Here is a 15,466-nt window from a genome sequence, read left to right on the forward strand (position 1 = left end):
CCTTCCTCCAGTGATATGAATTCGACCTCTACTAAAGTAGAGTTAGCAGTGCGGTAGCTATGCTAAAGTAAATGAACAAGGAGAGAATGTCATTGATGGTCGTAATCAGCGGGCCTGACGCTACAGCAGGATCTACCTTCAGTCGGTTCAGCAGCAAAGGAATCACAGTTCCCGACATGGTGCCGATGATCAATGTCAGGAACAGAGAAATTCCCACGACGAGACCCAGCATCATATCTCCCCTCCATAGATAGGCAATGAGAAAAATCAACACTCCGCAGCAGGCTCCAATGGTAACACCCACTTGCAGCTCACGCAGGAGCAGCTTCCAGAGCTTGCGCCGATTCAATCGCTCGGAGGCAAGCCCTCGTACAATCACCGCAAGAGATTGCGTACCTGTATTTCCCGTCATTCCTGCAATCATGGGCATAAAAAAGGCCAACGCCACGACCTGGGTTAGAGTATCTTCGAACCCGGCAATAATGCTGCCTGATACCAGGCCAATGAAGAGCAGCAGCACCAGCCAAGGTAAGCGCCTGAGGGAAGCTGTAAGTGCCGGGGTATGAAGGCCGATCTCCTTACCTGAGCCTGACAAACGTCCAATATCCTCATCTGCCTCCCGCACGACTACATCTACAGCATCATCAATGGTGATAATGCCGCATATCCTGTGCTGCTCATCCACTACAGGCAGCGCTAAGAGATCATACTTGCGAATCGTACGCGCCGCCTCCTCCTGATCCATATCCGCCGCAATCGTAATAACTTCCGTATTCATGAAGTTCTCTACAAGATCATCTGGCTCGGCTAACAAGAGATCACGATAGGAGCAGACACCGAGCAGTCCTTCGTTCTTGTCCACGACGTAGACATAGCTCACACTTTCAAGGACAGGCAGCATTGCTTTTAGTTGTCCAACGATTGCTTGTACACTCGAATGAATCGGTACGGCCAGATATCTACTCGTCATCATTCGTCCAGCTGTCTCAGGAGGATAATTCATTCTTCGCCTAATGACTGCCGAATACTCAGCCTCCAGAGTAGACAATAGCTTATGCTTCTCTTCTGTATTCAGGGCATCCAGCATATAAGTAAGGTCATCATCTTCCATAGCTGCGACGACCAGCATCTGCTGCTCCGGGTCCATTAACCCGAATGCCTCGGACTGCTCCTCCGGCTCCAGTTCCGGGATCAGGGCTGCTACTTGCTCTGCAGTCATCTGGCTTAGTAGCTTGAATTGGTGATCCAGGACCAGGTCTCTATACAATTGGCCTACATCGTAAGGATGCAGCTTTTCGATCAAGCCTTGCAGCTCGAACTCATTTCCTTGCAGAATCAATTCGATAATAGTTGTCGTTGAGATAGCTTTTGACATATAACCCCCTCTTTCTTACACTCTCTGGATTTATATAGATTTATATGGATCTTTCTTGATCTTTCTTGATTTATCCTTATCTCTTCGAACTATTCACATATTCCCCCATCTGTTTTCTTCTATTTTGATCTCCTTTGATTACTCTGAACCACCTTGTCCTCTCTGGACTACCTTGATTCCTCTAGGTCGTTCTTGCTTTTCCATTACCCATAAATTCCGAGGTTTAGACACAGGGGTTCACTATAGATCAGTTCTATAGTCGGCATCACCGCAACGCATTTATACAAAAAAGGAAACCCCAGATCGGAGTTTCCCTTGTCGATTTCATATCTACGTGCTGTTATAAGCGTCATCTTGCTCTACTTCAAGGTTATATTGAATCTTTGCTCAGCGCTAATATATTCCACCTGAGCCCCTAGTCCTCTGGCTACAACCTGAAGAGGCACATACGTTACCCCATTGATGACTTTGGGAGCTACCTGCACAGTATCAGCCGTCTCGCCGTAGTACACCGTTTTGCTCCCGATCTGAAGAGTCAGCTTGTGTTCTCCACGAATCACTTCAACCTTCCCGGCTTGCTGATCCCAGCTCAGCGTGGCTTTCATGGCGTCCGCAATATCACGGAGCGGCACTACATTAGTCTGCTCGATAAGCAATGGACGATTCGTGAGGCTCAGCTTGCTACCATCCACATACACTTGTAGGTCAGAACTCTTATAGGTCGGAGTAGATGAGGCTGTGCTCTTTTGGGTGCTTGAGGAGGACTTGGACTTCGAATCTGAGCTAGAGCTCTTGCCAGATCCCGAACTGCTTCCACCGTTATGTTTGTGATACTCCCCGTCTTCAAGCCCCCACTTGGCACAATTCGTTCGGCAATAGTGTCCTCCCTTACTATCTGTTCTTCCCGGATGAGCAGAGGCAGTAGAGCTCACCATTAGTAGCAGAACTAGAACCATTGAAGCGGACAACCAGCGTTTGATCATAACCAACTCTCCATTTCTAGTATATTTTTCCTACATCCTATCACAATAGTCCTATTAACTGTGCTGTTTTTCAAAATTTAATTACCATTCGACAGCCTTTGACACCAATTTCAGCTAATAGTACACTCTTCAACTGAATCTGCAAGTTCTTCTGGAATACGTTTGTGCAACAAAAAAAGAGTATCTGCCAACTCCAGTGCAGATACTCTACATATACAGTCCTTCCTATTCAACATACTTATAATCAAGTTCAGCATACTTATAATCAAGATTAGTTATTCGAGATGATCATAGTCAGAATACTAATAGCACGCTAGCTACAGTTGAAAGTCACGACCATAGAAAAATACAGTGTTTTTGCCAGCACGCTTGGAGCGGTACAATCCCTCATCCGCCAGATTCAGCACCTCATCAAATTGCAGGCTATGATCAGGGTAGACGGCACCGCCTATACTGCAGCCGATGTGAACCTGCTGGTAATCAATGACGAAAGGCCGATTCATGGCAGCAATGACCTGCTCCGCAAGCTGTCCAGCCTTCTCAAACTGATGATCGCGCGGTGTATGCATGACAATCAGGAACTCGTCACCACCTAGACGAACCGCAATATCCCCTTCCGACAGCAGCTCAACAAGTCGCTGAGCCACCTTTTGCAGCAGAATATCTCCGGTCTGATGCCCTCGTGTGTCATTCACAAGCTTGAAGCCATCCAGATCAATATATAGGAAGGTTAACGTATGCCTGTTAGCATCTACAGTAGTGATTGCCTTCTCCAGATAGCTCTCCAATGCGATACGGTTCGGCAGCCCCGTAAGCTGGTCCGAATGAGCCAGGTTCTGCATGATTCCAAGCTCTGTCTCCTTCTTGGATACAGCCTCTACCATCTCCCGCAGTGAACGGGACAACGTGCTGATCTCCTGAAAGCCACCAGTCTGGGGAATCTCACGAATCTCCCCTTCCTTTAATCGGTTGGCATGGCGAGTCAGCGTACGAATAGGCAATGATATTCGGGCAGCAAGCACCCAGCCAATAAGCGCGAACAGCAAGACAGCTGCTCCACCTGCGAGCAGGTTGAAGCGGAGGAGGCTGGTAACTGAGGAAAAAGCCTCCGGCTCTGGCTGACGCACCACTACAGTCCAGCCCAAGCCCGGATAGTCCAGATATCCATCCCCATAAGCATATCCCGTGAGATAGCTCTTGCCGTCTGGCCACGTCTCGACAGCCCAGCCGTCCTTAGCCCTCTTGGTCGCCTCAAGGCTCGGCAGCTGGAGCGGCATACCTACCATGGACCTTGGGCCAAGCAGGATGGTCTGATCGTTCTTGCTGACGATGAACATTTCCACGGACTCATTGCGCGCCGCCTCCGGTTCCATCACAGTCTTCTGCACCTCATCTGCCCAAGCCCAGCTCATATGTGCCGCTAACACCCCATATAGCGTTCCTTCTTTGTCCTTAATCGGGATACTGATATCTACGAATTGCAAGGGCTCTCCGGTCGGATTCGGCAGCAAGGATGCCAGAAGAACTGCATCATGCACGTCTCCAATGAACTTTCCCTTAATGCCTTCCAGATAGACAGGCCTTTCAGCCAGACTCTTCCCCTCCAATATACGTCCTGTAGCAGCCAGCACTTTACCTTGCGGGTCCGTGAAGCCTACCCAGGAGAAAGAAGGGAAGCTAGTCTGAAGCTGATGAATCATGCTCCGGACTTGATCTGGATCAGGCTTGCCCTGCGAAGCAACCAGATTCCCCAGTAGATCCACTTCTCCACTTCGTGACCACATGAAATTATCCAGTTTATCCGCCATATGGTTGGCCATTCCCATCAGGGATTGACCAACCTCTGTCCGGACCGTGTCTGCGGATTTTTTGTTCAGCACCCAGCTCAGGCTGGTTGTCAGCAATAAGGACACGATCACAAATGTCATGATTAATACCGTCTTCAATCGAAAAGACATCTCTCTACTCCCCGGATGAAAAATTTAGTAGAAGAATCACTCCTTCTAACATAACATAGCTTGAGCGAGGAGGTGTATCCATAATGTATCATTTGAATCTCATGCCTACTCCTGAGCCTCCCCCGGCTTCATACCCAGCTTGCGGTAGTCACCCGGAGTAACTCCTACGATCCGTTTGAATACCCGACCGAAGGTGATAGAATTCGCATAGCCCACCTGCTGGGCGATGTCCTGTAGCGTCTCAGCTGTGGTTGCCAGCAAATATTCCGCACGCTGCATACGTAGTTGGGTAAGGAAATCCACGAATTTCATATCAAACTCTTCCTTGAATAAATAGCTCGCATACTTCCCCGAAATCTGAAATCGATCACTCAAATGCTTCAATGATAGATCTGGATTAGCAAAATTCTCTTCAATATAGACTTTCATCTCACTGATCATGGCCCTGTAGCTCTTCGACTCATTTACCGATACATAGATTCGATAGATCTCTCCCAGCCAGCGTAGCATCACGGCCTGCACCTGGGACAGCGTCGTCTCAGCCTCAATTTCCCGATAATAGGACTGAAGACTAGGTTCCTCAAAAATTCGCTGCAGACTGTCCGACACCTCACTCAACTCGCGTCCAAGCATCTGAATGAGCGTATACAGCATCATGCGAATCTCTTCATCTCTAATCTGATCGTTGCGAAAAGAAATGAACAATTCCTCCAGCTTGCGCCGCCAGCGCTCATCAGCCAGCCGGAAGTCACGGACAAGCTCGCCCAACTGCTGAAGATATTGATAGGACTGCAGAGTTGTCTTGTCGGGTAAATGATCGCTTAAGACAACCATATTCTGCCCTAGTGACAACTTATGCTGTAGTGCGATGTCCGCCGCCTCACGAGAAATCGAGATTGCCTCCAGCCCCTTGACGACAGGCCCAACGCCGATCGCGAGAGACAACCCCAAATTGTCAGTGATCCAGCGCAGACAAGCTTCAGCGAGCCTGCGGAGCTGCTGGGTATCCACCTCTGCTTCCATTGGAAAACCGATGATCAGACCGATTCGGCTACTGCTCACCCATTCTGCCCAACCCTCCAATCCTTCCTGATACGTGAGCTCCCGCAGCAAATTCATCAGCGTCAGCTTCAGCACACTCTGATCCTTTAATGCATGGCTCTCACGGAACTGGTCATATTGGTTGATCTCGGCTGTGACAAAGGCATATTGCCCTACTGACTCAGAGAACAGCTTAAAGCGCTCAAGGATTTCATCCGGGATCGGTAATGCTTCACCCTCCAGCAGATTCAGAAAGAGCTGCCTGCGCTGTACGAGCATATTCTCATCATATTGCTTCTGATAATTGACGGTCTGCTCAATCAGGTTCTCTAGCGCCTGATCAATGATGAGCAGTTCATTTCTCGCTCTCACACCTGTACCTGTCGGCTCCTGTCTAAGCTGTAGCTCCTGAATCCGATTAAGCATGACCTTGATGGGGCGGTAGTTCTTACGGGTGATGTACAGAATGTATGCTGTGCCTGCCGCTACCGTCAAAATGCCAAGTATGATCCATACATAAGACACGACCGACATCCAGGCGAACAGCTCTCCAGCCCGAATACCGCTCTCGAATGTCCAGCCTGTACTATCCAACCGTATCGCGGTCAAGACATTCGTCTGTGCTGAATCCTCGACCAGATCTGGAGTATATACGAGCTCACGATCATCGTTAACAACTCGCAAAAAAGAGACCTGGCTATTGACCATATCATTGATCATTCGTTCCAATCGGTACATACTCAGACTGACGACGACTACGCCCTCCTGCCCGAACGGCAATGGAAGCTGCTTGTACATGCTGATTACCCTTCGCTCTGATTCCGAGGTTGCCAGCCGCAGCTTACGCACAGGACTCCAGCCGCGCTCTTCCTTGTCCCTTAGCGCCATCTCCAGAAACGCTCGGTCTGCGAACACATCCAGATCAACCAAACCATTCAAGGTCAGTACCTTTCCATCTACAGCACGATAAATATACAGGGAATCTATCAGATCATTACGCACCAGCAACCGTCGCATATCATTGACTGTCAAGTAGAGGTGTGTGAGGTTACCTTCCTCATCCCGTCCACTAAGGAAATTGCCATACCTTTCATTGGTCTCCATTTCCTGCAGCAGTGACAACTCGGCACTCTTTAGCGCATTGCTCACGGAGTCAACCACATAGCCTGTAGAAATTCGATTGGCCTTGGTCGTCTCATTTCGCGATAGCTCCCCAACAATAACAATTGACAGGAAAATCAGGATCGACACTGTCAGCAGAAAGATGGGAAAATAGGAGAACATCATCCTGCTAGACCAACTCCGCTTCATTCGCCATCCCCCCATTTTTTTCTTTGGTCGGAATCAGAAGGAGTTGCCTGATCTTCTGTTCATGAGTCGAGTTAATGTCATCTAATGTGACACAACAACCCGCTTGGCCATTTTATTTATCCAATATAGCATGCCCGCCCCGATTAGTGCACTAATTGTACATGCAAAATACATGACATTGGCACCTCCACTCGAAAAGAGAAAGCCATTAAGCAAATTCCCTGCAATCCCTCCAAGACCGGAAAACACCATATTAAAGATACTTTGTCCTGTTGCTTGCATCCTCTTGCCCGCAGCGGCTGCCACATATTCCACAGCGGCGACGTAGAACAGACCAAACGATAAGCCGTGCAGCACCTGGATGCCAACCATAACCATAGGAATCGGAAACAGCCATTGTATAGCCCAGCGCAGGGCGTAGAAGAAAGCAGCGAGCAACAGCGTTCTCTCATGTCCCCACGCCTTGAGTATTTTCGCTGCCAGCAGCATCGAAGGCACATTGGTCAGGGAAGCGAGCAGCAGGGCCGTTCCCACAAGTGAATAGCTCCCCCCTGCCTCCTGAAAAGCAAGCACAAAAAACGAATTGTAAGCTGTCAGTGTCTGATTCACAAAAAAGCAGGCAATCAAAAACAACAAGAACAGACGATTTCCCAGCAGCTCACGCAAGCCTTCCGAGAGAGATACCGGCGCCGCTGCATACTCTCGCTTGTTATTTGACAGACTGAGCACCGTCGCAGCCCCCGCCAGACTCAGAAGCAGGAAGGGTAACCATAATCGAGTTATCTCGAAATGCGATAAATAAAAACCACCCGCATAGCCTCCCAGCGCAGTCCCGAGGCTGCCCAGCATGCGAATCGTTCCATAGGACGTACCTGCTGCGCGGGCTGCCGACACCGCATAAGAGTCTGCAATCGGACTTTGCGTTGTACTGAAGATAATAGAAATAATATAAGCGAATACGATAACAGCAAAGATTTGAAAGCTATAAAAAAAGGAGAGCACCGCCGGAATAATAATCGCTAGCAGGAGCACTCCTTTCGTCTGACGGTAGCGGTCCACCAGCACTCCCCAGATCGGCTGTACGATGATCGACAGCAATATCCCTACAGACATCATTCCTCCTACGATGCTCGCATTCATCTTCTGGTGCACTAATAATGTTGTCAAATAAGGATTAAATAGCCCTCCTGCTGTACCCGTCAGCAAATAGAGAAGCCGAAGCCGATATAGATCTCTTTTGGCTCCTAATGGGATGACCGCTGTATTTTCCATGTCCATAACTTCCTTTTCGTGGATTCAAGCTAGAAAAATAACCTCCGGCAGTGCCGGAGGACTTTGAACATTAACCATATAAATACAGTGCAACTTCAAGGTTACAGTATGTTCAAAAGGAGTCGCTTGAGATGGCATTACGAATGGTTATGTTTCCTTCTATTCGGCCACAGGGTCCAGCTCCAGATCAAAGCTCATATGACCGTTAACATTCGTCCCGAGATGAGCGTATACGATTTCAATCCGGTTATCTGTCCGAATAACATGAGGATGCGGCGCCTTGCTATCTACCTTGCAGGATAGTCCGGGTAGCTTCCAGCTGTCAGCCGTAATCTCCGCTTGTGATAGACCCGGTCCCTCAATCTCAAAGTACACCTCGACATCCAACTCCGTTTCCAGACTTACCTCTGCAGACAAGCGGTCTTTATCCACCTTAGCGTCGAAAACAATACCTTTCAGATGAGTGTTCCAGCCCTTGCCCTTTTCCCTTCGAATCAGCCGCATATAATACTTATCCCCACTGACTGACTTCCAGTGTATGGTTGCGGAATGCATCTGACCATTCGTATTGCGACTCCCAGACATCGCTCCAATCATGCGGGAGCGCTCGATCCACGCACTCGCTGTGCAGAGATGACGATTCTCTCCAGGCTTATTACGTTCACAGAGCTCACGAAACTGCTTATCCACTCTACGGTCTCCAGCATGAGTGGCGAGCTGCTGCCGCACATCCTCTGGTACATTCACGCCAACCAGCGCAATCATCGGATCATGACTTGTCTCACAATTGGGAAGCGTCAAATGCTTATAGTCCTGTCCTAAGGCCAGATAAATGAAAACGCCCATCGAGCTGTGCCCCAGCATTTCCATTTCATAGGCTCTTGCGAAGGGACCAGACACATTCTCAAGCTCAGGGTTGTAGAACAGCGCAATATTCCGCCATAGCCCCTCTTCAATCTCGGCTCCAATCTCCTTAAGAGCAGCGGTACGCCCATAACATCTCCACATCCCAAGCACGGTTAGATCAACACCGTAGTAAGTCGTTGTGTTGAACTCGGCGAAGCTACCGAATTCACGGAATTCAGCCAGCAATCGCTCGGCCTGAAGCTGGGCATGCTCCTGCCAATCCTGCCGCTTCAAGCGATATCCGAAATAGTGAACGGCGAAAATATGCATAAGTTCAATATTGGTATTCATGGGGATAGCATCGGAGCCACGGCGATCTATGGAAGCTCCCACCGTCTTTACCATGCACTCATCCATTCGGGCTACCACCTCGGAAGGCAGAATATGCTCAAAATGCTCCAATATAATAGCAAATGCACAAGCAATGAACTCTCTCCAGTTCGGATCGTAGCTTCTCCAGACACGCGGAATGACCTTATCGGCCGCATCGCGCAAAGATTGTATAATGAACCGGGAATCCGATGCATCGGGCCCCATATTCGTATTCTGGCTCCATTGGATGCTTAGTTGCTGCCCGATCCTGTCCAGAGTATCATCCCAGAAATAGGTGAAGCCGGGTGCAAACTCCTTCCAGGCGTAGTTCCCAGCAGGTGGATCTGGTCGCTCGGGTGCCGTACGAAAGGTACCGTGATAGATTTCATCCGGTAGATCAAATTGCAAATCCATTACCTGATGTAGCAGGGTGCAGGCGCGGGTGATGTCCCCTTCACCTGCACGTATCAACAGACCTAATGCATAATGGACACTACTTCGGGTATCATGGCGTTCCGGTACTTCTTCATCCTGCAACAGCCCTTGCTCATCATCGTAGAGACCATCCATCACATGCATAGCCTGGTCTACCAAATAACGCTGCTCCTCTGTCAACTGCTCTCGTAAAGAGATCATGAATATACTCCTCCTCATTAGCCCTTCACGGCACCTGCCGTAATTCCACTGATAAAGAAACGCTGCAAAAACGGGTACACGATCAGGATCGGAATAGTTGAGAATACGACGCTGGCTGCCTTCAGACTTTCCGGCATCATTTGTGCCATCCCTATCCCTTCCTGCATCATCTCACTCACCTGATTATTCTGAATCATCTGATAGAGCTTAAGCTGCAGCGGGTACAGCTCTGGCTTCGAAATATACATCAAGGCATCCTGGAACCCATTCCAGCGGCCTACTGCGTAGAACAGACTAAGCGTAGCCAGCACCGGTAACGACAAGGGGAGAATAATGCGAAACAATGTCCCTATGTGACTGCTGCCGTCAATCTCGGCCGCCTCCTCCAGGCTTTCGGGAATCCCGTGCAGAAAGGAGATGAGAATAATCATATAGAAGGGACTGATCAAGTTCGGCAGTACGAGCGCCCAAATCGAATCCAACAGCTCCAGATTACGAATCAGAATATAGTCCGGAATAATTCCCCCGCTAAAAAACATCGTAACCACAATAATCAGCATGATCCATTTACGACCGCGCAGGTTCCGCTTCGACATGGCATAACCCGCCATAATGGTCATCAGCATAGACAGCACGGTCGTAAGCAGCGTTAGAAAAATGGTGAAGCCCAGTGATCGAATCATCGACATGTCCGCAAATACTTTACTATAGGCATCCAGTGTAAATTCGACCGGTATAAAAGAGACGAGACCTGCCATGATCGGACGGCTGGAACTTAAGGATATTGCGACAATATGGATAAAGGGTGTCAAACACAGCAGAATGACTACCGAAATCAACAGGACATTAAAGATATCGAATATCCGATTTGAAGTGTGCTCGCTCATCGCTTCTTTCCCCTTTCAATACATCATTGTACGTTAGATCTACAATATGCTCTCATCTGTAAGCTTCTTGGATGTATAGTTCGCCACGAGCAGGAAGATCAATCCGACAAGAGCCTGGAACAAGCCCACTGCCGTAGCCAGGGAGATCTGCCCGGACTGAAGACCTACGCGGTACACGAATGTACTCAGCACCTCAGCATAATCTCTGACGGCAACGTTACCAATGATGTAAGGACGGTCGAATCCTATCGATATCATATTCCCAAGGTTAATAATAAGCAAGGTAACAATTGTCGTCTTGATGCCTGGGATAGATATGTGCCAGATCTTCTTGAAACGCCCTGCTCCATCGACCTCAGCAGCCTCGAACAGTTCCTTGTTAATGCCCGTCAACGCAGCCAAATAGAGAATCGTGCCCCATCCCGCGCTTTGCCATACCCCAACGAGCAGGTAGGTAATCAGCCAGTAATTTTTGTCGGCGAGGAACGGGATTGCATCAAGACCAAGACTTGTCAGCAAGTTGTTAATAAAGCCGGATTGGGTACCGAATACCTGTAGCACAATGCCGCCAATAATCACCCACGAAATAAAGTGTGGAATGTATAGAATCGTCTGCGATAGCTTCTTGAACCACTTGACCTTCAGCTCATAGAGCATAATAGCGAGAATCAGCGGAGCTGGAAAGGATACGATCAGGTCCAGAAAATTCAGCATCAATGTGTTGCGCAGTGCTTTGAAGAAATCGTTGTTCGAGAACGCCTCACGGAAGAATTCCAATCCGACCCATGGACTATCCGAGATCCCTTGAAAAAAGTTAAAATCCTTAAATGCCACCTGTACTCCGTACATTGGACCATACTTGAAAATAATAAAGTACAGCATAGGAAGCATTAGCAGCGCGTACAGCTGCCAATGTCTTCGTAGGTATGTGGATGTCCGCACTGCCTTCACCTCTCCTTGATCATTAATGATGCTACAGTGAAGAGTACTTGGACCATTGCCTTGACCAGATCAAATGTGAGTAAAGAGCCGCTTCAAGCGGGGAGCCCTGTCGACCACTGATAAGCTTGCTGTTCTAATGAACGAATATATAAGCAGATGAACAGCAAGCTTAAAGGCGTCCACTCCGTTTCTTTAGGGCTTCCCCGCTTTCCGCTAACCACGCTCTTTGCAGATCATTTAAGCCCAAAATCGTATTCGGCCAAGGTACTAGTAGCCCCTCCACTGTGCCAAGGTATTCATACGACACTCATACGACATTCATAACAATATCCCTTAAGACGCTTTAGTTAGATGTGTAGTTCAGTCCGTTAGTGTAATTAGCATTTGATGAGCATTTGAATGAGCTTGTGACAATGCTTTATTGGCCTTTCATAGCCTTATAGGCTGCCGTACGCTCGTCCAGAATGGCCTGTCCACCACTTGCCATATAGTCTTTGAGCATCGAATCAAAGGTAGCATCGAACTGATCCGCCTTCACCATCGCAGTCTTCACGATAATTTCCTGATACTTGTCAGCCAGTGTTGTGCCATATTTAGCCTCTGATTCAATCGGGTGACCAAAGCGAACCTGCTGGATATTGTCCACATTCGAGATTTCAACTGACTTACGCATATCCTCTTGATAGACGTCCATCGTCTGTGCGATATAAGCCGCTTCATTCTTGGCATCGTCTCCTGCGAACTTACCGTTTACGATGATAGCCAGGTCTCCAAAATTGTAGAGACGGTTCTTCGCTTCATCTGTCGCATCGGACTTCACTACAGGCACGCCATCCTTCATGACATAGTTCTCATTTTCAATACCAAATTGAATGTCGAACAAATTGCTATCCGAGGCCATCCAATCCAGATACTTCAGCGCAGCCTCCACATTTTCACTGGATTTCGGAATCATGACGTACATTGCATTTGGTGCATAGGCCGGCTTGGAATGCTTGCCCTCAGAGTCTGTGAAAGCATCGACAGGCGTCATGACAGCTCCAGGAACGTTCTTCTGCAAATTCTCATAGGTGCCGTTGTACGGGAAGTACATTTCGCCTGCATCATCCGTGTAGAATCCGACATTACCATTCTGAACATCTTGCCACAGCTGCTTCTTGTCCTTATCCAGACCGAAGTCCTTGCTGATTAGCCCCTCATTATAGAGATTGTTCAGGAATTTCATGGCATCCTTGAAGCCTGGCAGCAAGGTTGGGTAATCGCTGGACCCGAGTTGCTGAGTCAGAGTGTAGCGTTGCTCCTCCGTAAGCGGCTGGATGAACGACCAGATTAACGGATCATATTGAGCGGGAGCCAGGCTCATACCGAACGGAATGGCTTTGCCACCTGTATTTCCCGGGTCCTGTTCTTTAAATGCCTTAAGGGTGCTGTGCAGCTCCTCTGTTGTCTGTGGAACTGGCATATTCAGCTTGTCCAGCCAATCCTGGCGAACATATCCTGCATACTTGCCCAGTACAAGACGTTTTCCAGGAATCGCGAACTGTCTTCCGTCATACTGACCATATGCCAGCGTCTCCTCTCCCAGAAACTTCTTCAGGTTCGGTGCATGCTGATCCAGTAGCTCAGTGAGGTCTGTCAGACCACCTTGTTCGGCATAACGGTTGAAGGTACCCGAATCGTAGGTGAAGACAATATCTGGCACTTCACTTTTACTGGCCATGAGAACATTCAGCTTTTGTGTCTCTTCTGAGCGCGGCACAGGTACGAATTGCACCTTAATATTGTTCGGATCGCCGAATCTCTCCTGAATGAGGTTGGTCAAATAGCTGTCTGTTATCGTATAGCCTGCAGGAGTATTCCCCCGATCAAACAGCTCTACCTTTAATGTAGTAGCTCCAGCAGAGCCTCCATTCCCAGTGGAGGACTGTCCTTCAGTAGCTCCGCCACACGCCGAGATGAGCATCGTGGATGCGAGTACAGTCGCCATCAGAGGACCCGACCATTTCTTGGACCAACCTTTTGTCATGAACACATCACCTTTCCCCTTTTAAATAATAGGATGCCTTCTGTGCTTTCTGTCATCTCCAGCAGCTCGCCTTATAGGCATCGAACTCTAATCGCTTGCTTGTATACGCCAGCGCCTTTGATGTTAACAAGTATCACACAGAAAAACAAAAATGCACAATAAACTATTTTCAAATCATTTTTAAAAGCGAAATTTTATTGATTTAGGTCATATTTATTCACATATAAACTGTTGTCCCGTGCAATAAACTTGTTTCCATATACATTTTATGTCACATTATATTACATTATATGAGTATTTCGAAACATACTAAGAATGAACTCTCAATCTCCCCCATACTTGACTCAACTGCACGATTCCTTCTTCGATTCGCTCCTCATCCATGCCGGCAAAGCCGATGATGAATTCACGCCGTTCCTGATGCCTTGTCCCATGCCAGGTATAAGCTGAGGAGGCAACGTGAATGCCTGCCATTCTGGCTAGCTGCAGCAGCTCAGCTTCTGTATGCTCCATATGTACCCTCAGCACGATATGAAAGCCCGCATTCTGTCCAATAACCTCTCCCCAGCCTGCAAAATGCTGCTTGATCGCCTCCACAAGAATATCGTGCTTACGGCGATAGATCTTTCGCATTTTACGAATATGCTGCTCCAGGTAACCACGCTTCATGAATAGCTCCATCGCGCATTGGTGAATCCGAGAAGCAGATTGCTCGAATAACAGCTCGTATTGTAGGGCCCGGAATGCTTCCATCAGTTCAGGAGGCAGCACCATATAATGCAGGGATAAGGCCGGCGCCATAATCTGAGAGAAGCCTCCCATATAGATAACTCGACTCGACTCCATCCAGCCCTGCAGAGACGGAATGGGACGACCGTGATAACGAAATTCTCCATCATAATCGTCTTCAATAATATATCCCTGCTGCTGCTGAGCCCATTCCAGTAATTGCAGACGTTTACTGACCGACATAACCATCCCCTGAGGATATTGATGGGATGGTGTTACCGCTACTAGCGTTGCTTCACTGGCAAGCAGTCTACTAACATCCATTCCGTCAGGCTCTAGCGGGATTCGCTCCAGCTGGTAGCCCATCCGGCGAAAGGCCGCCGCTATAAGCGGGTAGCCCGGGTTCTCCAAGCCTATGACACTGTATCTGTCCTGCAATAGCATGGCTAGAAAGACCAATAAAGTCATTTGGTCAGCTGCAACGACGATATGATCCGGGTTGGTACGTACACCGCGAAAATGCTCCAAATAGGTACAAATCTCCTTGCGCAATCCAAGCTCTCCCTGCGGATCGCCATAGAACAGCACGTCTGGTGACTGCTGCATGACCTCTGCGGTCACCCTGCGCCATTGTATATGGGGAAATCGACTAAAATCATTACGTGACAAATGAAAATCATAGGTGTATTCTCGCTGTGGTCGCAGAGGATTTGGCACGAATGACTTTAGAGCGGGCGTATCTGCGCTGGAATAGTTCCAAGTCCGGGTACCAAGACGAGCGTAATCCTCTGGCAATGGAAGCACATGATAACCACTTCGATTTCGTGCCTCGACGAATCCTTCAGCGACTAGCTGCTGATAAGCCATTTCGACTGGCGTCGTACTGATGCCGAGTGTGTCCGCGCATTGACGGACGGAGGGGAGACGAGTGCTCACCTCCCAAGCTCCTAATACAATCTGTTCCTTCATATAATCATAAAGCTGAATATAGAGTGGGGAGTCCGGTTCAAATCGAATGCCTGCCAATATCATAGTGATCCTCCATACATCTGTCCTTTAGTTTTTATTCAATCTGACTATTTCTGAGT

The 15,466-nt window shown here is 48.4% G+C and carries 10 protein-coding genes; all 10 read right to left on the reverse strand.

Annotated features, from left to right (window positions below):
* Positions 1–31: 31 nt before the first annotated feature.
* The 10 genes from mgtE to pdxR all read right to left on the reverse strand — a co-directional run bounded on the left by mgtE (position 32) and on the right by pdxR (position 15,410).
* Complete coding sequence (gene mgtE / locus D328_RS0102765) at positions 32–1,375, reverse strand: magnesium transporter (protein ID WP_018883423.1); 1,344 nt, start codon at positions 1,373–1,375, stop codon at positions 32–34.
* A gap of 359 nt (positions 1,376–1,734) precedes the next feature.
* The gene (locus D328_RS0102770) at positions 1,735–2,358 is read right to left on the reverse strand and encodes a copper amine oxidase N-terminal domain-containing protein (protein WP_018883424.1); all 624 of its coding nucleotides are present in this window, start codon (positions 2,356–2,358) and stop codon (positions 1,735–1,737) included.
* Between the two features lie 317 nt (positions 2,359–2,675).
* The gene (locus D328_RS0102775; RefSeq protein WP_018883425.1) at positions 2,676–4,316 is read right to left on the reverse strand and encodes a sensor domain-containing diguanylate cyclase; all 1,641 of its coding nucleotides are present in this window, start codon (positions 4,314–4,316) and stop codon (positions 2,676–2,678) included.
* 105 nt (positions 4,317–4,421) lie between these two features.
* Positions 4,422–6,668, reverse strand: a complete 2,247-nt coding sequence (locus D328_RS0102780; RefSeq protein ID WP_018883426.1) for a helix-turn-helix domain-containing protein — start codon at positions 6,666–6,668, stop codon at positions 4,422–4,424.
* A gap of 81 nt (positions 6,669–6,749) precedes the next feature.
* Entirely contained in the window at positions 6,750–7,940 is a 1,191-nt protein-coding gene (locus tag D328_RS0102785) for an MFS transporter (RefSeq protein WP_018883427.1), read from the reverse strand.
* A 159-nt stretch (positions 7,941–8,099) separates the two neighbouring features.
* The gene (locus D328_RS0102790; protein WP_018883428.1) at positions 8,100–9,794 is read right to left on the reverse strand and encodes a hypothetical protein; all 1,695 of its coding nucleotides are present in this window, start codon (positions 9,792–9,794) and stop codon (positions 8,100–8,102) included.
* 17 nt (positions 9,795–9,811) lie between these two features.
* Entirely contained in the window at positions 9,812–10,681 is an 870-nt protein-coding gene (locus D328_RS0102795) for a carbohydrate ABC transporter permease (protein ID WP_018883429.1), read from the reverse strand.
* A gap of 39 nt (positions 10,682–10,720) precedes the next feature.
* Positions 10,721–11,572: an ABC transporter permease gene (locus D328_RS0102800; protein WP_404821469.1), complete on the reverse strand. Its 852-nt coding sequence runs from the start codon at positions 11,570–11,572 to the stop codon at positions 10,721–10,723.
* A 469-nt stretch (positions 11,573–12,041) separates the two neighbouring features.
* Entirely contained in the window at positions 12,042–13,649 is a 1,608-nt protein-coding gene (locus D328_RS0102805) for an extracellular solute-binding protein (RefSeq protein WP_033411986.1), read from the reverse strand.
* 309 nt (positions 13,650–13,958) lie between these two features.
* The gene (pdxR, locus tag D328_RS0102810) at positions 13,959–15,410 is read right to left on the reverse strand and encodes a MocR-like pyridoxine biosynthesis transcription factor PdxR (RefSeq protein WP_018883432.1); all 1,452 of its coding nucleotides are present in this window, start codon (positions 15,408–15,410) and stop codon (positions 13,959–13,961) included.
* Positions 15,411–15,466 lie beyond the last annotated feature (56 nt).

This window comes from Paenibacillus massiliensis 2301065 = DSM 16942 (assembly GCF_000377505.1).
GTDB lineage: Bacteria > Bacillota > Bacilli > Paenibacillales > Paenibacillaceae > Paenibacillus > Paenibacillus massiliensis.